The organism is Janthinobacterium sp. Bl 1, assembly GCF_058215535.1.
In genome coordinates, this window is sequence record NZ_CM177086.1 from 5702874 (window position 1) to 5725902 (window position 23029).

24 protein-coding genes are annotated in these 23029 nt (G+C 62.0%); 13 read left to right on the forward strand and 11 right to left on the reverse strand.

Annotated elements, in window-relative coordinates; all coding sequences use genetic code 11:
* Positions 1-92 precede the first annotated feature (92 nt).
* Together thiD and hemL are read left to right on the forward strand one after the other, a co-directional pair.
* Positions 93-950, forward strand: a complete 858-nt coding sequence (thiD, locus tag AC4BCN_RS25745) for a bifunctional hydroxymethylpyrimidine kinase/phosphomethylpyrimidine kinase (protein ID WP_139090761.1) — start codon at positions 93-95, stop codon at positions 948-950.
* Positions 951-995: 45 nt separating this feature from the next.
* Entirely contained in the window at positions 996-2285 is a 1290-nt protein-coding gene (gene hemL / locus AC4BCN_RS25750) for a glutamate-1-semialdehyde 2,1-aminomutase (protein ID WP_490492065.1), read from the forward strand.
* Positions 2286-2291: 6 nt separating this feature from the next.
* Here the strand turns inward: hemL and AC4BCN_RS25755 are convergent, their stop codons facing one another.
* The 9 genes from AC4BCN_RS25755 to mpl form a co-directional block, all read right to left on the reverse strand.
* Positions 2292-3008: an HAD family hydrolase gene (locus AC4BCN_RS25755; protein WP_128141929.1), complete on the reverse strand. Its 717-nt coding sequence runs from the start codon at positions 3006-3008 to the stop codon at positions 2292-2294.
* A gap of 273 nt (positions 3009-3281) precedes the next feature.
* Entirely contained in the window at positions 3282-4247 is a 966-nt protein-coding gene (gene corA / locus AC4BCN_RS25760) for a magnesium/cobalt transporter CorA (protein ID WP_034746658.1), read from the reverse strand.
* 222 nt (positions 4248-4469) lie between these two features.
* Positions 4470-5195, reverse strand: a complete 726-nt coding sequence (mtgA, locus tag AC4BCN_RS25765; protein WP_034746655.1) for a monofunctional biosynthetic peptidoglycan transglycosylase — start codon at positions 5193-5195, stop codon at positions 4470-4472.
* Positions 5192-6019 (reverse strand): shikimate dehydrogenase, encoded by an 828-nt coding sequence (gene aroE / locus AC4BCN_RS25770; protein WP_490492066.1) that lies wholly within the window; start codon positions 6017-6019, stop codon positions 5192-5194. The genes mtgA and aroE overlap by 4 nt, the downstream gene beginning before the upstream one ends.
* Before the next feature lie 11 nt (positions 6020-6030).
* A complete protein-coding gene (locus tag AC4BCN_RS25775; protein ID WP_034746649.1) occupies positions 6031-6888 on the reverse strand; it encodes an energy transducer TonB family protein in 858 nt (285 codons plus the stop codon).
* 137 nt (positions 6889-7025) lie between these two features.
* Entirely contained in the window at positions 7026-9113 is a 2088-nt protein-coding gene (locus tag AC4BCN_RS25780) for a ribonuclease catalytic domain-containing protein (protein ID WP_456147710.1), read from the reverse strand.
* A 2-nt stretch (positions 9114-9115) separates the two neighbouring features.
* Positions 9116-9730 (reverse strand): chorismate--pyruvate lyase family protein, encoded by a 615-nt coding sequence (locus AC4BCN_RS25785; protein ID WP_034746643.1) that lies wholly within the window; start codon positions 9728-9730, stop codon positions 9116-9118.
* On the reverse strand, positions 9727-10311 hold the full coding sequence (locus tag AC4BCN_RS25790) for a YqiA/YcfP family alpha/beta fold hydrolase (protein WP_058048308.1): 585 nt from the start codon (positions 10309-10311) through the stop codon (positions 9727-9729). The genes AC4BCN_RS25785 and AC4BCN_RS25790 overlap by 4 nt, the downstream gene beginning before the upstream one ends.
* Positions 10308-11684 carry a UDP-N-acetylmuramate:L-alanyl-gamma-D-glutamyl-meso-diaminopimelate ligase gene (mpl, locus tag AC4BCN_RS25795; protein ID WP_490492067.1) on the reverse strand — a complete coding sequence of 459 codons (1377 nt, stop codon included), beginning with the start codon at positions 11682-11684 and terminating at the stop codon, positions 10308-10310. The genes AC4BCN_RS25790 and mpl overlap by 4 nt, the downstream gene beginning before the upstream one ends.
* A gap of 115 nt (positions 11685-11799) precedes the next feature.
* Between mpl and AC4BCN_RS25800 the strand changes: the two genes are divergently transcribed.
* From AC4BCN_RS25800 to AC4BCN_RS25835, 8 genes are all read left to right on the forward strand, one after another.
* The gene (locus AC4BCN_RS25800; protein WP_490492068.1) at positions 11800-12438 is read left to right on the forward strand and encodes a hypothetical protein; all 639 of its coding nucleotides are present in this window, start codon (positions 11800-11802) and stop codon (positions 12436-12438) included.
* Positions 12439-12457: 19 nt separating this feature from the next.
* Positions 12458-13012: a TlpA family protein disulfide reductase gene (locus tag AC4BCN_RS25805; protein ID WP_490492069.1), complete on the forward strand. Its 555-nt coding sequence runs from the start codon at positions 12458-12460 to the stop codon at positions 13010-13012.
* Between the two features lie 82 nt (positions 13013-13094).
* Positions 13095-13532, forward strand: a complete 438-nt coding sequence (gene aroQ, locus AC4BCN_RS25810; protein ID WP_034746628.1) for a type II 3-dehydroquinate dehydratase — start codon at positions 13095-13097, stop codon at positions 13530-13532.
* 91 nt (positions 13533-13623) lie between these two features.
* Complete coding sequence (gene accB, locus AC4BCN_RS25815; RefSeq protein WP_034746625.1) at positions 13624-14088, forward strand: acetyl-CoA carboxylase biotin carboxyl carrier protein; 465 nt, start codon at positions 13624-13626, stop codon at positions 14086-14088.
* Between the two features lie 101 nt (positions 14089-14189).
* Complete coding sequence (accC, locus tag AC4BCN_RS25820) at positions 14190-15605, forward strand: acetyl-CoA carboxylase biotin carboxylase subunit (protein ID WP_034746622.1); 1416 nt, start codon at positions 14190-14192, stop codon at positions 15603-15605.
* A complete protein-coding gene (prmA, locus tag AC4BCN_RS25825) occupies positions 15602-16546 on the forward strand; it encodes a 50S ribosomal protein L11 methyltransferase (RefSeq protein WP_490492070.1) in 945 nt (314 codons plus the stop codon). Before accC ends, prmA begins: the two co-directional genes overlap by 4 nt.
* A gap of 8 nt (positions 16547-16554) precedes the next feature.
* Positions 16555-17799 carry a DUF3426 domain-containing protein gene (locus AC4BCN_RS25830; RefSeq protein WP_490492071.1) on the forward strand — a complete coding sequence of 415 codons (1245 nt, stop codon included), beginning with the start codon at positions 16555-16557 and terminating at the stop codon, positions 17797-17799.
* Positions 17800-17810: 11 nt separating this feature from the next.
* Positions 17811-18749 carry a carbohydrate kinase family protein gene (locus tag AC4BCN_RS25835; protein WP_490492072.1) on the forward strand — a complete coding sequence of 313 codons (939 nt, stop codon included), beginning with the start codon at positions 17811-17813 and terminating at the stop codon, positions 18747-18749.
* 107 nt (positions 18750-18856) lie between these two features.
* On the opposite strand, the gene AC4BCN_RS25840 is transcribed toward AC4BCN_RS25835, so the two are convergent.
* A complete protein-coding gene (locus AC4BCN_RS25840) occupies positions 18857-19390 on the reverse strand; it encodes a YggT family protein (RefSeq protein ID WP_034780256.1) in 534 nt (177 codons plus the stop codon).
* Positions 19391-19643: 253 nt separating this feature from the next.
* Between AC4BCN_RS25840 and AC4BCN_RS25845 the strand changes: the two genes are divergently transcribed.
* Both AC4BCN_RS25845 and AC4BCN_RS25850 read left to right on the forward strand, forming a co-directional pair.
* Positions 19644-19964 carry a hypothetical protein gene (locus AC4BCN_RS25845; RefSeq protein WP_490492073.1) on the forward strand — a complete coding sequence of 107 codons (321 nt, stop codon included), beginning with the start codon at positions 19644-19646 and terminating at the stop codon, positions 19962-19964.
* Between the two features lie 69 nt (positions 19965-20033).
* Positions 20034-20687, forward strand: a complete 654-nt coding sequence (locus tag AC4BCN_RS25850) for a hypothetical protein (RefSeq protein WP_490492074.1) — start codon at positions 20034-20036, stop codon at positions 20685-20687.
* Between the two features lie 876 nt (positions 20688-21563).
* On the opposite strand, the gene AC4BCN_RS25855 is transcribed toward AC4BCN_RS25850, so the two are convergent.
* Positions 21564-22484 (reverse strand): LysR family transcriptional regulator, encoded by a 921-nt coding sequence (locus AC4BCN_RS25855; RefSeq protein WP_490492075.1) that lies wholly within the window; start codon positions 22482-22484, stop codon positions 21564-21566.
* 122 nt (positions 22485-22606) lie between these two features.
* On the opposite strand from AC4BCN_RS25855, the gene AC4BCN_RS25860 reads away from it, so the two are divergent.
* On the forward strand, positions 22607-22936 hold the full coding sequence (locus AC4BCN_RS25860; protein WP_490492076.1) for a nuclear transport factor 2 family protein: 330 nt from the start codon (positions 22607-22609) through the stop codon (positions 22934-22936).
* Positions 22937-23029 lie beyond the last annotated feature (93 nt).

A 23029-nucleotide genomic window follows, 5' to 3' on the forward strand; every position in this document is an offset into this window, starting at 1 on the left:
GTTTGGAATTGCTGCGTTGTTTCGTTGCTACTCACGTTCTGCCACCCTTCAATCAAGTAAAATGCTGAATTAGGTATCTTAATCTACCCGCCGTGCAAAACCAAACTTCTCCCCTCATATTAAGCTTCGGCGTGTCCGATCCGGTCGGCGCGATCGGCATCCAGGCCGACCTGGCCACCTTTTCAGCCTTCGGCTGCCATGGCCTGTCCGTCACCACGGGCCTGTTGATCAGCGATACGGCCCGCGTGGAAGACGTGCAGGCGGTCGACCCGGACTGGGTTTCCGACCAGGCGCGCGTGCTGCTGGAAGACATGTCCGTGGCCGCCATCAAGATCGGCGCGCTGGGCAGCGTGGAAAACGTCACGGCCATCGCCGAAATCGTCTCCGACTATCCGGACGTGCCGCTGATCCTCGATCCCTTCATTTCGGCGCTGCCGGAACAGGGCATGGACGACGAAGACATCCTGACGGCCGTGCGCCAGCTCCTGATTCCGCAAACGACCCTGCTGGTGCTCTCGCCGGTGGAACTCGAGCGCCTGGCCGAGACCTGGCGCGACGCCGATCCGGACGACACCCTGCAAAACGACGTCGACTACCTGGTGGCCCTGGGCTGCGAATACGTGCTCGTCACCGGCATGCCGGCCGACGCCAGCAAGTCCGGCACGGCCGAAGGCAAGCTGCGCGCCAATACCCTGTTCGGTGAAGACGGCGTGGTGCGCCACGACGAATGGCAGCACCTGCCCGGCATCTTCAACGGCGCCGGCAGCACCCTGTCGGCGGCCGCCACCGCCCTGCTGGCCCTGGCGGAAAACGAAGATGACGTGCCGCAGGTGGTCGTGGCGGCGCAGGAATTCACGGCCGGCGCGCTGGCCCACGCGCAGCGCCACGGCATGGGCAAGCTGGTGCCGAACCGGCTGTTCCTGCAGCAGCGCCAGCGCGGCGCACAATAAGACCAGACGACACAGACAACGATCCACTTTCAAGGCACGATTATCATGACGACGACTTCACAGAACGACATCCTGTTTGCCCGCGCACAAAAAACCACGCCAGGCGGCGTCAATTCGCCCGTGCGCGCCTTCCGCTCCGTGGGCGGCACGCCGCGCTTCATCACGCGCGCCGAAGGCCCGTATTTCTGGGACGCGGACGGCAAGCGCTATATCGACTACATCGGTTCCTGGGGCCCGGCCATCGTTGGCCACGCCCATCCGGAAGTGGTGAAAGCGGTGCAGGATGCTGCCGCGCTGGGCCTGTCGTTCGGCGCGCCGACGGAAGGCGAAGTGCTGATGGCCGAGGAAATCACGCGCCTGGTGCCGTCGATCGAGCAGGTACGCCTGGTGTCATCCGGCACGGAAGCGACCATGAGCGCCCTGCGCCTGGCGCGCGGCGCCACGGGACGCGACAAGATCGTCAAGTTCGAAGGCTGCTACCACGGCCACGCCGATTCGCTGCTGGTGAAAGCGGGCAGCGGCCTGCTCACCTTCGGCAACCCGACGTCGGCCGGCGTGCCGGAAGATTTCGTCAAGCACACGCTGGTGCTCGACTATAACAACGTCGAGCAGCTGAAAGACGCCTTCGACAGCTTCGGCGCGGAAATCGCCTGCGTCATCGTCGAACCGGTGGCCGGCAATATGAACCTGGTGAAAGCCACGCCGGAATTCCTGCAGGCGATGCGCGAACTGTGCACGCAGCACGGCGCACTGCTCATTTTCGATGAAGTCATGTGCGGCTTGCGCGTGGCCCTGGGCGGCGCGCAGGCGCTGTACGGCATCAAGCCCGATCTCACGGCGCTGGGCAAGGTGATCGGCGGCGGCATGCCGGTGGCGGCCTTCGGCGGCAGTGCGGCGCTGATGCACAACATGGCGCCGCTAGGCGCCGTCTACCAGGCCGGTACCTTGTCGGGCAACCCGGTCGCCGTGGCGGCCGGCATGGCCACCTTGAAACTGATCCAGCAGCCGGGCTTCTACGAGCAGCTGGGCGCCACGGCCAAGCGCCTGGCCGAAGGCCTGACCGCCGCCGCCCAAGAAGCGGGCGTGGTCTTCTGCGCCGACTACATCGGCGGCATGTTCGGCATTTATTTCAGCGCAACGCCGCCGACCAGCTACGCGGAAATGATGGCCGGCGACCGCAGCAAGTTCAACGCCTTCTTCCACGCCATGCTGGACGAAGGCGTGTACTTCGCGCCCGCCGCCTTCGAGGCGGGCTTCGTCTCGGCGCAGCACGATGACGCCGTCATCGACGCCACCATCGACGCCGCGCGCAAGGTGTTTGCTCGCTTCGCCTAAGCGCTTTTATACGGTCGCGGTGTCCATCACCGCAGCCACCAGCGCCGGCAAACTGGCCATGTCGTTGAACACGACATGCGCGCCGGCCGCCTTCAGGCGCGCTTCCTGGCCGGGCGCGATATGCCCGCCGCCGATGAATCCCAATACCGTCATGCCCGCCGCCACGGCGGCCGTCACGCCCGTGACGCTGTCTTCCAGCACCAAGCACTGGCTTGGCGGCACACCAAAGGCGGCTGCCGCCGCCAGGTAGACGCCCGGATGCGGCTTGGCGTGGCCGACCAGGTCGGGCGTAAACACGCGTTTGTCGAACAGCGGCGCCATGCCAGTGCGCTCGAGCGCCGACAGCACGCGCGCGCTGACGCTGTTCGAAGCGACGGCCTTGGGCAGGGGAATGGCGGCCAGCGCCTGCGCCACGCCGGGCACGGCGCGCAATTGCGCGTCGCAAGCCGCATCGACGGCGTTGCCGATGGCCATGATCTCGTCGGCCGGCAATTGCGGCAAACCCAGTTCCTTGTAGATATCCTGCATCAGCGGTACCAGGCGCTGGCCCAAGCGCGGCTCGATCAAGCCTTGCAGGGTAACGCCCTCGGGCAGGTTCGGCAGGCGCGGCCCCAGCAATTCCAGCAGCGCTTGCAGGGCCACGGCTTCGCTGTCGATCAGCACGCCATCGCAGTCGCTGATCAGATGGGTAAAGCGCGGTGGGGTGGTGGCGGTATCAGGCATGGACTCTCCAGAAAGCAATGGTGACGGGAAATGCGGCGGCCAGCCGGCCAAGGCCGGCATCGTAACGATCATAGGTGGAACAAGCGGACGCTACCACGCAGAAAATGTCTGAATGACGATACTTTTCTGCACAGCACGCGGCAGGCATGAATCGGCAAATACACAATACCAATTCAATACCACGCAATACCAGTGATTATCGCCGATTTTTGGAATTGCTGCGCTCGTGCTGAAACCGGGGCGCGGAGCGCCCCGGCGATGCTGCGATACGGCTTATTTCAGCCAGCCGCGGTGGCGGAAGTACAGGAAAGGCGCGATGGCGCTGGTGATCATCAAGCCCCAGGCCCAGGGATAGCCGAACGACCATTCCAGCTCCGGCATCAGCTTGAAGTTCATGCCGTACACGCTGGCGATCAGGGTCGGCGGCAGGAAGGCCACGCTGGCCACCGAGAAGATCTTGATGATCTTGTTCTGGTTGATGTTGATGAAACCGACGGTGGCATCCATCAGGAAGTTGATCTTGTCGAACAGGAAAGAGGTGTGGCCGTCCAGCGATTCGATGTCGCGCAAAATCTGACGCGCTTCCTCGAACTGCTCGGAATTGAGCAAGCGGCCGCGCATCAAAAAACTCACGGCGCGGCGCGTATCCATCATGTTGCGGCGGATACGGCCATTCAAATCTTCCTCGTGGGCAATCGCATTCAGCGCTTCGGCCGCGTGCGCATCGGTAAATTCCTTTTGCAGCACGCGCGTACTGACTTCTTCCAGGTTCTGGTAGATGCCTTCGAGCACGTCTGCCGAGTATTCGGCATCGGTGGCGTACAGGTCGAGCAGCACGTCCATGTAGTCGGCAATCGAGCCGGGCCGCGAACGGGCGCGCATGCGCACCAGGCGGAACACGGGCAAGTCGTCCGTATGCATGGAAAACAAAATCTTGCGGGCAAGGATGAAAGCCACGGTGATGACGCGCGACGGGCCGTCGTCCTCTTCGCGCAGGAAATCCGTGCGCAGGTGCAAGTCGCCGTTTTCCGCTTCGTAATAGCGGGCCGACGCTTCGATATCCTTGACTTCGTCTTCGCCCGGCAGGGTGACGTTGTAGATGGCCTTGACCCAGGCCCGTTCATCATCGGTAGGGTCGGTCAGGTCGACCCACACCGGTTCGGCATTTTCGAGGTCTGCGCGGCTGTCGATCGGCACCTGGTTGAGCCGGCCATTCTGTAATACAAAGACATTGATCATGCGCGCTCTCAGCCGGATGTGGGGTTATCGTGATGTGCTGGCGCTGGCGCCAAAAATGAAAACAGCGCAAGTGTACCCGCAAAGGCCTTTTCACGACCACCCCCGGCACCGCTTTTTCACGGAAAAAGTGCGGCGTTGCACCAAGGGGGGACGATTAAGATGCTGCGCCGCAATAGTGCCAATCAGGCAGCTTTAACTTTATGCAAAGAAAGCCTACTGCCATCAAGGCAATTCCGCTGCTCCCATGCGGCGCAGGATCACGCCCGTGCGCCGGTTCAGGTAGCCCGTATCGCGGTGACGGTCGTAAAAGCGGGGATTCGGCAGCATCACGGCCAGTTTCGCCGCCTGTCCCGCGCTCAGGCCCGCCGCGCTGACCCGGTAATAGTGGCGCGCGGCCGCTTCGGCGCCAAAGGTGCCCGTGCCAAACTCCACCACGTTCAGGTAAATCTCGAAAATGCGCTCCTTTTCCATCAGGTTTTCCAGCATGTACGTGATGATCAGTTCCTGGCCCTTGCGCACATAGCTGCGCGAACCGGACAGGAACAGATTCTTCGCCAGCTGCTGCGTGATGGTGGAGCCGCCCGCCACGACCTTCTGCTTCTTGCTGTTTTTTTCATACGCCTTTTGCAAGGCTTCCCAATCCACCCCTTCATGCTCGGAAAAATTCGCGTCTTCCGAAGCGATGATGGCGCGTTTCAGGTTGTTCGAGATGCGGTTGTACGGCACCCACGTGTGCTTGATCGTGGCCTTGGGATTTTTATCCTGCAAGACAGACAACTGTTCGCGCATGAAGGCCGTGCTGGATGGGTTATGGTCGACCCACCACCAGATTTGCAGGAAGAAATACAGTTGCACGACGATAAAGGCCAGCACGGGGACGATGAACAGCCACTTGATCCAGCCGTAGCGGCTGCCGCTTTTGCGGGCGCCCTTCTTGCCGGCGCTCACAGGGCACTGCGCAGCTGCGCCAGCAAGTCCTGCGTCTGCGGCCGCACGCCGCGCCACACGTAAAACGCTTCGGCCGCCTGCTCCACCAGCATGCCCAGGCCGTCGCGCACGTGCGCGCCATGCTGCGCGGCAAAGTCCATGAAGACGGTGGGCTGGGCGCCATACATCATGTCCAGCGCCAGGGTGTGGCTGCCGAAGATACCGGGCGGCACGGGCGGCAAGTCGCCCGCCAGGCTGGCCGAGGTGGCATTGATGACGATATCGAAAACGCCTTCGGGCTGCGTGAAGCCGCCGGCGCACAGCTGGCCGGGGTGGGCCAGCGCGTCGGCAAACTGCGCCACCAGCGCCTCGGCCGTGGCCACGGTGCGGTTGGCAATGAAGATTTCCTGCGGTCCCTGTTCCAGCAAGGGCAGCACGACGCCGCGCGCGGCCCCGCCCGCGCCCAGCAGCAGGACGCGCTTGCCGGCGACCTTCACGCCGGCGTTGCGCACGATGTCGGCCACCAGGCCCGCGCCATCGGTATTGTCGCCAAGAATCGTGCCGCCATCGAAACGCAGGGTGTTGACGGCGCCGGCCGCTTGCGCGCGCGGCGTCAGCTCGGTGGCCAGCGCGCACGCGTCCAGCTTGAAGGGCACCGTCACGTTCGCGCCCTTGCCGCCCTCGGCGGCAAACGTGCGGGCCGCCAGGGCAAAGCCGTCGAGCGGCGCCAGCCGGCGGTCATAGACGATGGGCTCGCCCGTCTGCAGGGCAAACGCGGCGTGGATCAGGGGGGACTTGCTGTGGGCGATGGGATTGCCGAAGACACAATATTGATCAGGATTCATTGCTTGCTTGTTCAATTGCTGCCGCCAGTCAGGTTAGCTTCCATTTTTTCTTCACGCGTAAATTTGAAGCGGGTAATCACCACCCACAGGTCATCCTTGTCACTCGACAACATGTTCGGTGGGAAACGGCCAAACGGCGCCGCGCGGCGCACGATGGCCAGGGCCGCCGCATCGAGGGCCGGATTGCCCGAGCTTTTTTCCACGCGGGCGCCGCCTTCCTTCTGGTAAATCGTGCCGTCCTGGAAGATGGGGATGTAGACGACCAGTTCGCCATACATCTTGCGGCCATTCTTTTGCGGGAAATTCAGGGTGCCGATTTCCTCGATGCGCTTTTGCAAGGTCTTGTAATACATGGCATAGCCGACCTCTTGCGTGCTGGGCGTGATGAAGGTCTTGCGCGGACGCTTGTTCTGGTCTTCCACGGTCTGGCTGATCTCGGCCGCCATGCGGGCGATGGCCTTGCTGCTTTCCATCAAGTCCGAGCCGGTGGCCAAGGGATTGGGCTTGTCCTTTTCCGTGACAGGCGCAGCGCTGTAAGGCGTCGGCCTGGCCGCCTGCGTCAGCAGTTCCTGCTGTTTCTGCTCGAGTTCGGCGATGCGCCGGGCGCTGGCCTTGACGCTGTCGCCCTCTTCCACCTTGCGCATGTCGGGCAAGGGCGACTTGGCGCGGCCCTTGTCGGCTTGCCCGCCACCGTCGAGGTTGGCTTGCGCCAGGGCATCGGCCTTCAGCGGCTTGTTCGCATGCTTGGCGTTGACCAGGATCACTTCCAGGCCGGGATCGGTGGCGACGGCCCGCTGCGGGGCCGGGGCGACAAAATGCATCGCCAGCAAGGCGCCGTGGGCCAGCAGCGATACCGCCACGGCTATCATCAGGAAACGATTCTCTCGGAAAGACTTCACGCGCAACCCAGTTCGCAACAAACACACCATACAAGATGGCTGAATTCTACGTCAAAGGCGGTGCCGGCAACAATTTTCAGCACCGCCTTTGCAGCCTGATTGGCGCCTTATTTGACCTCGGGCTCGCTGACCACGTCTTCGCTGGCCAGTTCCGCCACTTCCGCATCGGCGTCGCTGACCTGATTCGCCGCTTCCGGCGATGGCTCGGCCGCCACGTCGCCCTCGTCCGCAGCATCGTCGCCCGCCTCTTCCTCGTAGTCGAGCTCGGCATCGGCCGCCGCATCGGGCACGGCGGCGATTTCCAGCAGGCGCGCTTCGATGCTCAGGTCAACCTCATCCCAGCGCAGCAAGTCCAGTTTCACCTGGGCGCCGCGCGCCACCGACGGCATGCCCGGCAGCTTGATGACCAGCGGAATGTCGACCAGGCGCAGGATCTCGTCTTTCAGGACGACGGCATCGACCTGGCGCGCGTTTTCCTGGTGCAGCCAGCGCAAGCACCAGTAGCGTTCCATGTTCGACTGGAAATCGCCATACGCGGCATACGCGGCGTCAAACGCCGAAACGATGGCGAACAGATTCGCATCGCGCGGCTTGAACGGGGCCACCAGCGGCGCCGTCACGCCATGCTCGGCGCAGGCAATGATTTGCCACTGGTTCACCAGATCGGTATAGCGGCGCAGGGGCGAAGTACTCCATGCGTATTGATCAACGCCCAAGCCCTGGTGCGGCGCCGCATGGGTAACCATGCGCACCTGCATCTTTGCCGCCCAGCTATTGCCACTGCCGCCACCCTGGCTGCGGTAAATGCCGGGCACGCCATGGTCGTGCAGCATCTTGCCCCACGTACTGTTGGCAAAAATCATCAATTCGGCGACGATCTTGTCGAGCGGCGCGCCACGCTTGCGGCGCGCCACGGTAACGATGTCATTTTCCACATAGAAGTTGAAATCGACACGGTTATTCTGTTCCGGCTTCAGGCCAAACGCTTCGCGTTTCTTCATGCGGCCCTGTTCCAGCTGCTGCGCCCATTGCCACAGCACGGCAAAATCGGCCTTGTGCGGATACTCGCCTTCGCCGCTGGCCAGGGTTTCCTCGTTGACCAGGTCGTCGAGCTGGTTATGGCGCAAATTGCTGGCAATCGGCACCAGCTCGGCGCGCGTCTGCGTGCTGACTACGGCCCAGTCCGCTTTCGGATCCAGGGTCGCATACAACGACAGGGCCGGGCACGTCGTGCCTTCCGCCAAGGTAAACGCGTTGACGATTTCGTCCGGCAGCATGGTGATCTTGTCGCCCGGCATGTAGACGGTCGACATGCGCTGGCGCGCCATCTTGTCGATCACGTCTTCCGGACGGATGCCCAGGCCCGGCGCGGCGATGTGGATACCCACTTTCACGGTGCCATCGGGCAGCGGCTGCACGGAGAAGGCATCGTCGATCTCGGTCGTGGTCACGTCGTCGATCGAGAAGGCGGCCACGTCGGCCAGCGGCAGCTTGGCCGTCACGGAAGGCACGGGCACGCTCGGGAAACCTGCGCCTTTCGGGAAGTTTTCGAACAGGAATTTCGACAGGTGCAAGTCTTTTGGTGAAGCAATACCACCGACAGCCAGCATCAGCCGCGGCGGCGTCGTGTGCAATTCCGTGCACGCCGCTTCCAGCGCCTTGTATTCAATCGTATTCTTGTCCGGCTTGAACAGCAGTTGCAGCACCATGGGCTGCATCGAGGCGGGCAAGCGGTTCTGTTTCAGCTCTTCCACATAGCCCGCCTGCACCAGCGCCTGCTGCTTTTTCTTTTCGATACCGGCCAGGGCCGCCTTCAGCGATGCTTCCGGCGCCGCCTTGTAGCGGCCACGGCCCTTCTTGTAGAAATACACGGGCGCCGAATGCAGGGCCAGGATCAGGCCGGCCGCTTCCGGCGGCAACGGGGCATGGCCGAAATACTCGGCGCCCAGCTCGGCAAAGCCGAACTCGTCTTCGCCGGCCACTTCCCACAGGAAATCGAGATCGATCTCGGCGGCAACCGCCTTGGCTTGCTCGAGCAGCTCGGCCGGGGCCGGCTTTTCATACTGCAGCAGCACGTCCTTGACCTTGACCTTGGTGCGCTTGCCGCTGGCCATTTCGACCTGGTACGCTTCACCCGCTTGCGACAGGACCGTGCCGACCTTGAAATCGCCGGATTCTTCAAAAAATAGATTCATTGTTATGCTTTGTTTATTAATGTGTCGGTTGCAACGGTGCGAGTGACGGACATCAACTCCAGCACCGCCGGCAAAAATACTTCAGTTACCAGCAGCAATCCCTGGTGACGCTGATACAGGCAGCGGCGGGCAAAAAACAGCGCCTGAGCGTCGGCGCGCCGCCCTTCCCGCGCCAGCGCCGCCTGCGCCCGCTGCACCAGCGGATGCCCGGCGCGCAGACGGGCAAATTCCAGCTCACCGCGGCGTACCATGCGGTCGCCAAACAGGGTCGTGCCCAGCGAACGCTCGCCCAGCGCGGAAAACAAGGGCCAGTCCGTGGCCGTCGCCTGCATGGGCACGACGGTGTGACCAAACACGGCCGGTCTGTCATCACAACGCAACAGCACTTCACGTTCCCACACGCGGCCAGCGCGGTGCAAACCGATGATGGCAGCCTCGTCGCTCAGGCAACGTGCCGTTTCTTGATGCAAACATTGCACGCGAAATGCCTGGCTATGCGCTTTCAGCTTGGCCGTCAGCGAACCCCCGCCCGTCAGCCAGTGGCGCAAGGCCGGCGGCGCATTGACAGCGTTCACGTGCGCATGCCATTGCGCCTGCCGTAGCGAACCCGGCCTCACTGGGCAGCGTCCGCATCGATGCCGCAAAAGGCCAGCACGGGCGCCAGGTAGTCGGCAAATTCGCTGATGCCATGGTCGCTGCCATCGATGACCAACTGCCGCGCCCCCTGATAATGCGCCACCATGTCGCGGTAGTCGAGTACTTCATCGCCGGTGGCGGCAATCAGGAAATAGCGTTGCGGCTCAGTAATTTTCTCTACGGCAAACGTGCGCAGCTCGTCGATGTATTCGCGCTTGAACTCGAATGGCTTGTCCGAATGGAATTCCGTCGTCACGCCCACATGCTGCTCCAGGTCGATCAGGGGCACGATGGCAGGATTGAGCAATACGGCGCGGCAACCGAGCTGCTCGGCCAGCCAGGTGGCGTAATAGCCGCCCAGGGACGAACCAATAATCGTCAGCTCGGCCGGCGCCACATCCTTGACCAGCGACAGGGCCAGTGCGATGGCCAGTTTCGGCGAAGCCGGCAATTGCGGGCACAGCCACTGTGCTTCGCGGCCCAGCGCCTGCATCTGTGCGGCCAGCAAGCGCGACTTCATCGACAGGGGCGACGAGCGAAATCCATGCAGGTACAGAATCATCGGCCCAGGGCCTCCAGCAATTTCTGGTGCACGCCGCCAAAGCCGCCGTTGCTCATGACCACGATCTGGTCGCCGGGACGCGCGCTGGCCGCCACGGCCGCCACCAGGGTATCAATGTCTTCGTAGGCGCTGGCAATCTTGCCCAGCGGCGCCAGCGCATCGCCCAGGCTCCAGCCCAGCGCTTGCTGGCTGCCGAAACCGAAAACGAGGTCGGCATCCTTGAGGCTGCCCGGCAGCGCATCTTTCATGGCGCCCAGCTTCATCGTGTTCGAGCGCGGTTCCAGCACGGCCAGGATGCGGGCGCTGTTGCCTATCTTCTGGCGCAGGCCGCCCACGGTGGTGGCAATGGCCGTCGGGTGGTGCGCGAAATCGTCGTACACGGTGATGTCGTTGACGACGCCGCGCACTTCCATGCGGCGCTTGACGCTCTCGAACGTGGCCAGCGAGGCGCACGCCTGGGCAATGGGCACGCCCACGTGGCGCGCGGCGGCGATGGCCGCCAGCGCATTGCTGCGGTTGTGCTTGCCCGTCAGCGCCCACGCCACGTGGCCTTCCTGCTTGCCATTGAAGAACACGTCGAAGCTGCCATCGGCCTGCTCTTGCAGTTGCCAGTTTGCATCTTGGCCAAAACTTTCCTTTTCGCTCCAGCAACCGCGCGCCAGCACGCGCTGCAGCGACGCTTCGTCGCCGTTGAACACGAGGCGGCCGATGCCGGGCACGGTGCGCACCAGGTGGTGGAATTGCGTCTCGATCGCGTGCAGATCGGGGAAGATGTCGGCGTGATCATATTCCAGGTTATTCATGATGGCCGTCTTCGCGTGGTAATGCACGAACTTGCTGCGCTTGTCGAAGAAGGCCGTGTCGTATTCGTCCGCTTCGATGACGAAGAAGTCGGAATCGGCGCTCTTGCCGTCGATTGTGCCGCTGAGGCGGGCGGAAATGCCAAAGTTCATCGGCACGCCGCCGATCAGGAAGCCCGGCGCGTAGCCCGCGTCTTCGAGTATCCAGGCCAGCATGGCCGAGGTGGTCGTCTTGCCATGCGTGCCGGCCACGGCCAGTACCCACTTGTTGCGCAAGATGTGTTCGCCGATCCATTGCGGGCCGGACACATACGGCAGGCTGCGGTTAAGGATTTCTTCCACCAGCGGGTTGCCGCGCGAGACCACATTGCCAATCACATACAAGTCCGGGTTCAGCTTGGTCTGTTCCGGATCGAAACCCTGGATCAGTTCGATTCCCTGCGATTCCAGCTGGGTGCTCATCGGCGGATACACGTTGGCATCGCAACCGGTAACTTTATGGCCGGCTTCCTTGGCCAGGACAGCCAGGCCGCCCATGAAGGTACCGCAAATGCCGAGAATATGAATATGCATGTGATCAGTGCGAAAGGCGCACGCTTAAGTAAGTAAGACGGTGAGATAAAAAACAGCAAGTGCAGGATTTTACCTGACGCCATGACTTTTTCCGCTTCGGAGTATCATCTCGCTCATGACGAACGATGCATTTGACGATAGCGCGCAGTTGCGCCTGGAAATCGCCGCCGCTGCCGCGCGCCTCGTGGCGCAGGACGGCGCCGACTATGGCAGCGCCAAGCGCAAGGCGGCGCGGCAAGTCCTCGGCGAGGCGCCGAACCGCCCCAATATCCTGCCTGACAACGACATGATCGAGGAGCAGGTGCGGCAATACAATGCCCTGTTCCTGGCCGACAGCCAGCCGGCGCGGCTGTTCCAGCTGCGCACGATCGCGCTGCAGGTGATGGAAGCGTTGCAACAATTTCATCCCCTGCTCAGCGGTCCCGTGCTCAATGGCACGGCCGGCCCGCACGACGAGATCTATTTGCAGCTGTTTGCCGAGAGCGCCAAGGAAATCCACATCTTCCTGCTGAATAAAAATGTCGTGCTCGATATGTCGGAAAGCCCGCATTTCAAGGGAGCGCGTTATGATGCGGTCGAGACAGCCAGTTTCTTGTGGAAAAACGAAGGCGTGCACGCGGCCATGTATGAGCTCGACGATATGCGCGGCGCGCTGAAAGCCAAGGCGGACGGCAAGGTGCTGCGCACCGACATCGCCGGGCTGCGCAGCCTGCTGGCCGCCAGCCTCGCCGATGGCGTGCCGGCTGCCGACTAACATTGATATAGATAAAGTTATGACAAAAAAGAATTGGATCGCCTGCGCCATCGTGGCGCTGATGTTTGGCGGCATGGGCGCTTACGTCGGTTTGAGCAAGGAAAAAGCCAAAGCAGCGGGGCCGCTGACGAGCACCATCGCGCCTGGCGCGACGGGTCCCGTCAACGATCTGTATGCGCTGTCCCTTCCCGACGCGGCCGGCGCCACGCAAGCGTTGTCGCAATGGAAAGGCAAGAACTTGCTGGTCAATTTCTGGGCGCCGTGGTGCCCGCCATGCGTGGAAGAAATGCCGGAGTTATCCGAAGTGCAAGGCCACTATGCGGCGAAAAATCTGCAGGTGATCGGCATCGGCATCGATTCAGCCAGCAATATTGCCACCTTTGCCAGCAAGGTCAAGATCGCCTATCCCGTGTATGTCTCCGGCATGAGCGGCACCGACCTGTCGCGCCATTTTGGCAATGCCACGGGCGGTTTGCCCTTTACGGTGCTGATCGGCGCCGATGGCGAAGTCAAAAAGACCTATCTGGGCCGCTTGAAATTTGATCAGTTGCGCGCCGATCTGGATAAATTGTAAATTCGGAGCGTGCTTTTTTCTCTTGCCAATGCGTATCTTTGGCGGCAAAATGCGGAACTTTCGCTAAAACGGTCTTCCATACATGGCAAAAAACCTCCTTCTGCTCAACGGTCCCAACCTGAATTTGCTGGGAACGCGCGAGCCTGAGGTCTACGGCGCCAGCACCTTGGCCGATATCGAACAGGCAGCAATGGCGCAAGCCATGGCGGCCGGCGCCGACCTGGTCTGCTTTCAAAGCAACCACGAAGGCGCGCTGATCGACCGCATCCATGCCGCGCGAGCGGAAGGGATCGATGCCATCGTCATCAATCCGGGCGGCCTGACCCATACCAGCGTTGCCTTGCGCGATGCGCTGGCCGGGGTCGCCATCCCGTTCGTGGAAGTCCATATCTCGAATATTTATCAACGCGAGACGTTTCGACATCACTCATTTCTCAGCGCGATCGCGCAGGGGACGATCTGCGGGCTGGGTATCGATGGATATCGGTTTGCCATCGACTTTGCGCTTAAAAAACGTTAATCTACGCGATCTGCACGCATTTAGCGCGGCGATAGGTTCTTGGACATCACCGCATCACTCAAAAAACAAACTACATTCCTAGGGGTTTTACATGGATCTACGAAAACTCAAGACCTTGATCGACCTGGTCGCCGAATCGGATATCGCAGAGCTGGAAGTTACCGAAGGCGAAAGCAAGGTTCGCATCGTCAAATCGTCGGCCATGCCGCAAAACCAGATGGTCATGATGCAGCCGCAAGGCATGCAAGCCCAATACCAGCCAGCCGCGCCAGCCGCCGCTCCTGCTGCGGCAGCCGCCGTCGTGGTCGCCGCCGAGCCAACGGGCTATGTGGTCAAGTCGCCGATGGTCGGTACCTTCTACCGCTCGTCCGCTCCTGGCAGCGCCGCCTATGTTGAAGTGGGCGCTACCGTCAAGGAAGGTGATACCCTGTGCATCATCGAAGCGATGAAGCTCCTGAATGAAATCGACTCCGACAAAGCCGGTGTCGTGACCCAGATCCTGGTCGAAAACGGCCAACCGGTCGAATTCGGTCAACCCTTGTTTGTGATCGGCTAAAACCCAGTCCACACGGCCGGCAACGGCCGTTTGCAGTTTTAGCCCCTCACACTTGTTGTTTCGCCGGCTCGCCGGCTCTCACAGACATACGCGAACCTACCATGTTTGAAAAAATCCTGATTGCCAACCGTGGTGAAATTGCCCTCCGTATTCAGCGCGCCTGCCGCGAAATGGGCATTAAAACGGTTGTAGTCCACTCCGAAGCCGACAAGGACGCGAAATACGTCAAGCTGGCCGACGAATCCGTTTGTATCGGCCCGGCACAGTCGTCCCTGAGCTACCTGAACATGCCCGCCATCATCAGCGCCGCTGAAGTGACGGATGCGCAAGCGATTCACCCAGGCTATGGCTTCCTGTCGGAAAATGCCGACTTCGCCGAACGCGTCGAGAAATCGGGCTTCGTCTTCATCGGTCCCCGCTCCGAATCGATCCGTTTGATGGGCGATAAAGTATCGGCCAAGCAAACCATGATCAAGGCCGGCGTACCGTGCGTACCCGGCTCGGAAGGCGCGTTGCCCGACGATCCGAAAGCGATCGTGCAAATTGCCCGCAAGATCGGCTACCCGGTCATCATCAAGGCCGCCGGTGGCGGTGGCGGCCGCGGCATGCGCGTGGTGCACACGGAAGCGGCCCTGATCAACGCCGTGGCGATGACCAAGACGGAAGCCGGCACGGCTTTCGGCAACCCTGAAGTGTATATGGAGAAGTACCTGGAAAATCCGCGCCACGTGGAAATCCAGATCCTTGCCGACGAACACAAGAACGCCGTCTGGCTGGGCGAGCGCGACTGCTCCATGCAGCGCCGCCACCAGAAAGTGATCGAAGAAGCACCAGCGCCGGGCATCCCGCGCAAGCTGATCGAGAAAATCGGCGACCGTTGCGCCGAAGCTTGCCGCAAGATCGGCTACCGCGGCGCCGGCACGTTTGAATTCCTGTACGAAAACGGCGAGTTCTATTTCATTGAAATGAATACCCGCGTGCAAGTGGAACATCCGGTGACCGAGATGATCACCGGCATCGACATCGTGCAAGAACAGATCCGCATCGCCGCCGGCGAAAAACTGCGTTTCCGCCAGCGTGACGTCTTGCTGTCGGGCCACGCCATCGAGTGCCGCATCAACGCCGAAGACCCCTTCAAGTTCACGCCATCGCCAGGCAAGATCGTGTCGTGGCATGCACCGGGTGGCCCTGGCATCCGCGTTGACTCGCACGCCTACGCCGGCTACTACGTGCCGCCGCACTACGACTCGATGATCGGTAAAGTGATCGCTTACGGCGCCACGCGCGAGCAAGCGATCCGCCGCATGCAGATCGCCCTGTCCGAAATGGTGGTCGAAGGCATCAACACGAACATCGCCCTGCACCGCGAACTGATGATCGACGCGCGCTTCATCGAAGGCGGCACCAACATTCACTATCTGGAACAGAAACTGGCCGACATGCCGGATCTGGGCAAGAACCTGAATGGCGGCAGCCCCAGCATCGCCAAGAAGTCCGAAATCAAGGCGGGCGCATGAGCTGGACGGAAATCGTCATCGAAATCGCCCGTGACAACGCCGAGGCCATGTCCGACGCGTTGATGGAAGCGGGCGCCCTGTCGGTGTCGGTGGAAGACGCCGATGAAGGCACGGATGCCGAGCAGCCCCTGTTTGGCGAGCCCGGCATGGAACCGAAGGAAGCGGCGTGGGAACGCAGCCGCGTGGTGGCGCTGACCGACGTCGACGCCGACCAGGCCGCCATCGTGGCCGCCGCGGCCCAGGCTGTCGGCATGACGGAAGTGCCCGCCTTCACCATGCGCCCCGTGGAAGAGCAGGACTGGGTGCGCCTGACGCAGTCGCAATTCGCGCCGATTCACATCGGCAAGAATATCTGGGTCGTGCCCAGCTGGCACGAGGCACCGGATCCAGACGGCCTGATCCTGGAACTGGACCCTGGCCTGGCCTTCGGCACGGGCAGCCATCCGACCACGCGTCTGTGCATGGAATGGCTGGAAGCGAACCCCGCTCCAGGCAAGACCGTGCTCGACTACGGTTGCGGTTCCGGCATCCTGGCCATGGTGGCCAAGAAGCTGGGCGCGCAAACGGTGGCCGGCGTCGACATCGACCCGCAGGCGATCGAATCGGCGCGCGACAATGCCGAACGCAACCAGTGCGACATCGAATATTTCTTGCCAGACACGTTTGCCACATCGGCACACGCCACGGCCAAGTTTGACATCGTCGTCGCCAACATCCTGTCGAGCCCATTGAAGCTGATGGCGCCGATGCTGTCCGGCCGTGTCGCCGATGGCGGCGCGCTGATCCTGTCCGGCGTGCTGGCACGCCAGGCCGAAGAAGTGGCCGCTGCCTACGCACCGTTCATCCAACTGGGCGTGTGGGCCGAGCAAGACGGCTGGGTGGCGCTGCATGGCCGCCTGGGCTGCACGCAAGCGCCTGCGCCCCGCGCGGAAGGTGCATAAGCACAGCAATGGCCCTCGCCACCAAATGCCCCCATTGCAACACGATATTTCGGGTCGCTGCTGACCAATTGAAGTTACGTGGGGGCATCGTGCGCTGTGGCACGTGCAGAGAAGTGTTTGACGGCAATGCCGCGCTGGTCGATCCGGCCGCGGCATCGCCGTTTTTAACATCGGCCCCCGGCACTGCCGCCCCGCTGCCAGACAGTTACCCTGCCGACAACAGCCTGCCGTCCGCCACGGACGACGAACCCATTTATTCCCTCGACTTCGACACCTCGTTCGACCCGTTCGGCATCTTGCCGGAAACGGCGCAGCTCAAGGACGATGAAGATGATGGCGAGCACATCGAGCTGGACCTCGACGTGGCCCTGCCCGAAGAGGTACCGGCCGCCGCACCGCTCGACATACCGCTCGATAGACCTGAACCTGAAGAAACCCCGGCAAAGCTGCCCGAAGCACCGCTGCCTCAGCCGATGGCGCCCTTCAAGCGCCGCCAGATCGATGATGTGCCCGCCTTCGCCACGTATTTGCGCGACAGCCGCCGCGAACCGAACCTGGAAGCAGCGGCAGCCCCAGTAGTGCCCGCGACCGAAAAAGTCAGCCTGGACAAGCCCGCGCCCGCGCGCCGTGAACCGACGCTGGCCGACCACTCGTTCGAAGCGCTGCCCGCCGCACCCGTCGCGCCGGAACCAGCCGAAGAGCAGCAAGAACCTGTCCTGCCGCCAGCCGACGACGAGCCGGCCTTTGTAACCTTGGGACGGCGCCGCGAACAAAGCGGCAAGGCCTTGCGCATGGCCATGGCCGCCGGCTCGGCAGTACTGCTGCTGCTATTATTCCTGCAAGTGATGACCACCTTCCGCAACCCGCTGGCGGCGCAATTCCCGCATTGGAAGCCGACCCTGGTGGCGCTGTGCAAGCTCAGCGGCTGCCAGGTCGACTTGCCGGCGCAGATCGAGGCGCTGGCCATCGAGCAAGGCGAATTGCAAACCATCAAGGATCAAACCTTTTCCTACGTCTCGCTGCTGCGCAACCAGAGCCGCAGCGTGCAAGCCTGGCCCAGCATCGAACTGATCCTCAACGACGCCAACGACAAGCCCGTCTTGCGCCGCGTGATCGCGCCGCGCGACTATCTGCCGGCCAATATCGACGTGAGCAAGGGCTTTGCGCCGCGCTCGGAACAAACCATCAAACTGTATTTTGCATTAGACCAGCTCACGGCGTCTGGCTACCATATCGCCATCTTCTACCCTTAACAGACACTATCATGACCAAAACATCGCTGATCTGCGGCTCGCTTGCCACCGACACCATCATGCAATTCCCCGGCCGCTTCGGCGAATCGCTGCTGGCCGACCAGTTGCACAAGGTGAACGTGTCCTTCCTCGTGCCCACCATGCGCACGGAGTTCGGCGGCTGCTCGGGCAATATCGCCTACAGCCTGAAAATGCTGGGCGGCGACCCGCGCATCGTCGGCGTCATGGGGCAAGACAGCGCCGCCTACCTGGAGCGCCTGCAAAAGCTGGGCATTTCCACCGCCAACATCCTGATCAAGGCCGACAGCTACAACGCGCAGTGCTTCGTCACGGCCGACGCGGACAATAATCAGATCAACGCCTTCCACCCGGGCGCCATGTCGTTTGCGCATGAAAACCCGATCGCCAATGCTGGCCCGGCCAAGGTCGCCATCATTTCGCCGGACGGCGACCAGGGCATGCTCAAGCACGCCGCCGACCTGGCCGGGCTGGGCATCCCCTTCATGTTCGACCCGGGCCAGCAGTTGCCACGTTTCAATGGCGAACAGTTGATCGACTTCATCAACAAAGCCACGTATGTGTCGGCCAACGACTATGAAATGGAAATGTTGATGGAACGCACGGGCTTGACCCTGCCGGACATCGCCAGCCGCCTGGAAGCGCTGATCGTCACGCGCGGTGAAAAAGGGTCGGAAATCTATACGGACGGCAAGCGCATCGACATTCCTGTCGTGGCCGCCAAGGAAGTGCTGGACCCGACCGGCTGCGGCGACGCCTACCGTGCCGGCTTGCTGTTCGGCATCACCAACGACTTGGGCTGGGAAACCAGCGGCCGCCTGGCCAGCCTGCTGGGCGCCATCAAGATCGCCACCCAAGGCGCGCAAAACCACGTGTTTACGCCAGAGAGCATCGCCGACCAGTTCGAAGCGGCGTTCGGTTACCGCTATTAATATGCAGGTCGGATGAGCGCGGCTAAACCGCGCGTAATCCGACAACATCATTGGCATGGCAAGTGCTGATGTCGGGTTAAGCTACGTTAACCCGACCTACTCCACCATCATCGCACCACAATAATCATTCCCACCAGCACCTGCGCGATCTGCAGCAGGATCAGCGCGACCAGCAACGACAAATCCAGGCTGCCGACCAGCGGCACGACCTTGCGGATCGGGCGCAGCAGCGGCTCGTTCAAGGCCCTTACAAACGGCGCCAGCGGCGCATGCGGGTTGACCCAGCTGAAGATGGCTTCGATGATCAGCAAGGCCATGAAACCGTAGAGTATCCATTGCAGGAAGCGTTGCAGCGACTTGAGCAGCACCACTTCGACGGGATAGCCGGAAATAAACAGCACCGAGCTGGCCAGCAGCACGATCAGGAAAGCGCCGATCAGACTGGCCCAGTCATACCCGCCCACGCCCGGCACCACGCGGCGCAGGGGGCGCACCAGCCAGTCGGACAATTGAAACGTGAATTGCGCCACCGACGAGGGGGGCCGCACGCGCACCGCCTGCATCCAGAAGCGCAGCAGCAGCACGCCGCCCAGCAAGGTAGCGATGGTATCAACGATCAATGTAAGGATAACGATCAGCACGACTAATTCTCCAAAAAAAAACCGCTGTGTGATTGAGTCACACAGCGGCGTGTTGCCTCATCCAGGCACCCGTATCGTTGAAATTACGATGGGCGGGTGCTGGTTGGGAATGGCCAGGCTGCAGCCGGTGCCAACACGGTTTTTGCTACAGGTGCGATAGGTGCCGATGGCTTGGCGACAGGAGCTGCCTTCTTCGGTGCGGCCTTTTTAGGCGCGGCCTTCTTGGCGGCTGGCTTGGCGGCCACGGCGGCTGGTGCCGCTGGAGCTGCTGCCGGCGCTGCTGCTGGTGCGGCTGCCACGACTGGCGCTGCGGCTGGCTTGGCGGCTGGCTTGGCGGCAGGTTTCGCTGCTGCTTTCGCTGCCGGCTTTGCTGCGGCCTTGGCGGCTGGCTTCGCTGCAGCTTTTGCTGCTGGCTTGGCTGCCGGTTTTGCTGCGACCTTGGCAGCAGGTTTCGCTGCTGGCTTGGCTGCCACTTTGGCTGCTGGCTTCGCTGCTACCTTGGCTGCAGGCTTGGCTGCCGCTTTTGCTGCTGGCTTCGCTGCTACCTTGGCCGCTGGCTTGGCTGCCGCCTTAGTTGCTGGCTTGGCTGCTACCTTGGCCGCTGGCTTCGCTGCCACCTTGGCCGCTGGCTTGGCTACGGCTTTTGCTGCTGGCTTGGCTGCTGCCTTGGCCGCTGGCTTCGCTGCTGCTTTTGCTGCTGGCTTCGCTGCCGCTTTGGCTGCTGGCTTCGCTGCTGCCTTGGCGACGACTTTTTTCGCTGCTGGCTTGGCTGCCGCTTTGGCGGCCGGCTTCGCTGCTGCCTTGGCTGCAGGTTTTGCTGCGGCTTTTTTCACGGCTGGCTTGGCTGCAGCTTTTGCTGCTGGCTTCGCTGCTGCTTTGGCGGCCGGCTTGGCTACCGGTTTTGCTGCGGCTTTTTTCGCTGCTGGCTTGGCTGCCGCTTTGGCTGCCGGCTTCGCTGCTGCCTTGGCTGCAGGTTTCGCTGCGGCTTTTTTCACTGCTGGCTTGGCTGCTGCTTTTGCCGCTGGTTTGGCTGCGGCTTTTGCTGCTGGCTTGGCGGCCGGTTTGGCTGCGGCTTTTTTCGCGACAGGCTTGGCTGCTGCCTTGGCGGCCGGTTTCGCTGCGGCTTTCGCTGCTGGCTTGGCTGCCGGTTTGGCGGCCGGTTTCGCTGCTGCCTTGGCCGCTGGTTTCGCTGCGGCTTTCGCTACTGGCTTGGCAGCCACTTTTGCTGCAGGCTTGGCTGCGGCTTTGGCGGCTGGTTTCGCTGCTGGTTTCGCTGCGGCTTTGGCAGCTGGTTTAGCGGCAACCGTCTTCGCTGCGGCTGCCGGCTTCTTCGCGGCAGGAGCAGCCTTGGCGGCTGGTTTCTTTACTTCTGATTTCTTAGCGGCTGTTGCCATTTGTCTCTCCTTCATCTGAGATGAGAAATTTAAGCTACAAGATTTAAACCCGTCCGACCCACCACAGGGATAGGCCAGGCGAATTATTCATCGGCGCAAACGGTCGTTTGCGCTAATGAATTCGGCACCAGCTGAACTGCTGCAACTCCTCACGTTTGCAGCACTTCAGCCATCGTCGGTGCCACCCTGCTTTATCTCGCAGCTGGTGGCAAAGTCTGAATTCGGTCATTCGTTTTCGATGCCGTGCGTTTTTTCGCTCCTCGCATCGCGCTCGCCACAACACCGATGCGTCAAATAAAAAACCGCCATGCCTGAAAAAATTCGGGCACGGCGGCAGACGAAAACGGTGTGGTTTTGTGCATATCCGTGTAAATCTGTATCCCTGTTTTGCGAGGTTTTTTCGCTACCGCGCTGGTTAAAAAACCCCGCATTCTAACGCTCGCATTTGCAATCTCATAAAGTACACGAAAACCTTGTCAATGCGCAACCGGCACGACATGTTTTCGCCCGCTTTTTTGCACGATACGCGTGCTATCGCACAATCGCGCGGCAAATGCCGCCGCCAGCGCGTCCGGAAACGATATTTACACCCCGTCCCGCGCGCATTGGCGCCATCAAAAAAATGCGTCGCGGCGCGCGATGCGGCAAAAAAATGGCCGCACTTTTCTGCGCCGCCGCGCCACTGCACCTCATGAAAAAGCAGCGTCGAAAAAACGCGGCGTGCGATGCCGCAGCCGGCCCTCAGGATGATGGCGCCAGGCTGGAAAAAGCAGGCGAGGCTAGCGCGTATCGCCGGAAGACGCGGGCCGGGAGAGCGCCAGCGCCGTATCGATGAAGGCGCGCAGTTTGGGCTGGCTCTGGGTACGCGCTGGAAAATACAGGAACAATCCGCTCGTCGTCGGCACGTAGTTTTCCAGCACCCGCAGCAAGCTGCCGCTGGCCAGGTCAGCTTCGATTTCCACGTCCGGCATGTACGCCAGGCCCAGACCCGAGCGCGCGAAATCGGCGATCAGCGTGGTGTCGTTGACGACCAGGGGCGCGCCCGTCTCCACCAGAAATTCTTCGCCATCGCGCATGAAGCGCCAGCGGTGCAAGGCGCCGGAAGTGTGGAAGCGGTAGGCCAGCGTATCGTGGCGCATCAGGTCTTCCGGAATCAGCGGCCGCCCTTTCCGCTCGAAGTAGCCGGGCGCGCCAACCACGGACCAGCGCAAGTCGCCCGTCAGGCGCACGGCCACCATCTCCTGCTCCACGGACTGCCCCAGGCGGATGCCGGCATCGTAACCGTGCGCCAGCAGATCGACGGCGCCATCGTCAAGCGACAGGTCGATGGTCACGTCAGGATAGCTGCCGCGAAAACGCGGTATCAATGCGCGCATGACCAGCGCGCCCAGCGCGCGCGGCACCGTCAGCCGCAAATGGCCGGCGGGCCGGTCGCGAAACATGGTCAGCGCGGCGAAGGCGTCATCGATCTGCCGGGTGGCGCCGGCCAGGCTGGCGTACAGGCCCGCGCCGGCTTCGGTGAAGGCGACATTGCGCGTATTGCGCTTGAAGAGCAGCACGCCATGCTGGCGCTCCATCACCTTGACCGCCTTGCTGACGGCCGTCACCGTCACGCCAAGCTGCAGTGCCGCGGCGCTGAAACTTTTGCGCTCGGCGACCGCAAGAAAGGTACGGATGCCATCGAGAGAGTTATTTTTCATGCGCGATCACGCCGCCAATAATGAACCTGAAGTGTAAAGCCTATCACCCCTACGCTACTTTTTCTCTGCAATTGAACGCCATATGATGGTTGCTCCCTACCTCTCCATCGAAAGGAAGCACCATGTCTCTCCTCATGCCGGCCATCGTCGGCGATTACTTTAGCGCCGACAACCATCACGATAGCAAGGCCGTGGCGCAATGCTTCGCCGCCGATGGCGTCGTGCACGACGAAGGCCGGGCTCACGCGGGCCATGCCGCCATCCAGGCCTGGAAAGAAGCTGGCAGCAAGCAATACGGCGCCACCGTCAGCCCCATCTCGGCCGACATCCAGGGCGCACGCTGCGTGGTCACCGGCAGCGTCAGCGGCAGTTTCCCCGGCAGCCCGCTGGCGCTGCGCTTTGCCTTCACGCTCGCCGACAACCGCATCCAGACCCTGGAGATCAGCGCATGAATACCGATTTCAAGGACAAGCGTGTGCTGATCACGGGCGGCACCATCCCGACCGTGCGAGCTAGGTGCAGTCAGCTCTCCAGATAGCAAAAGG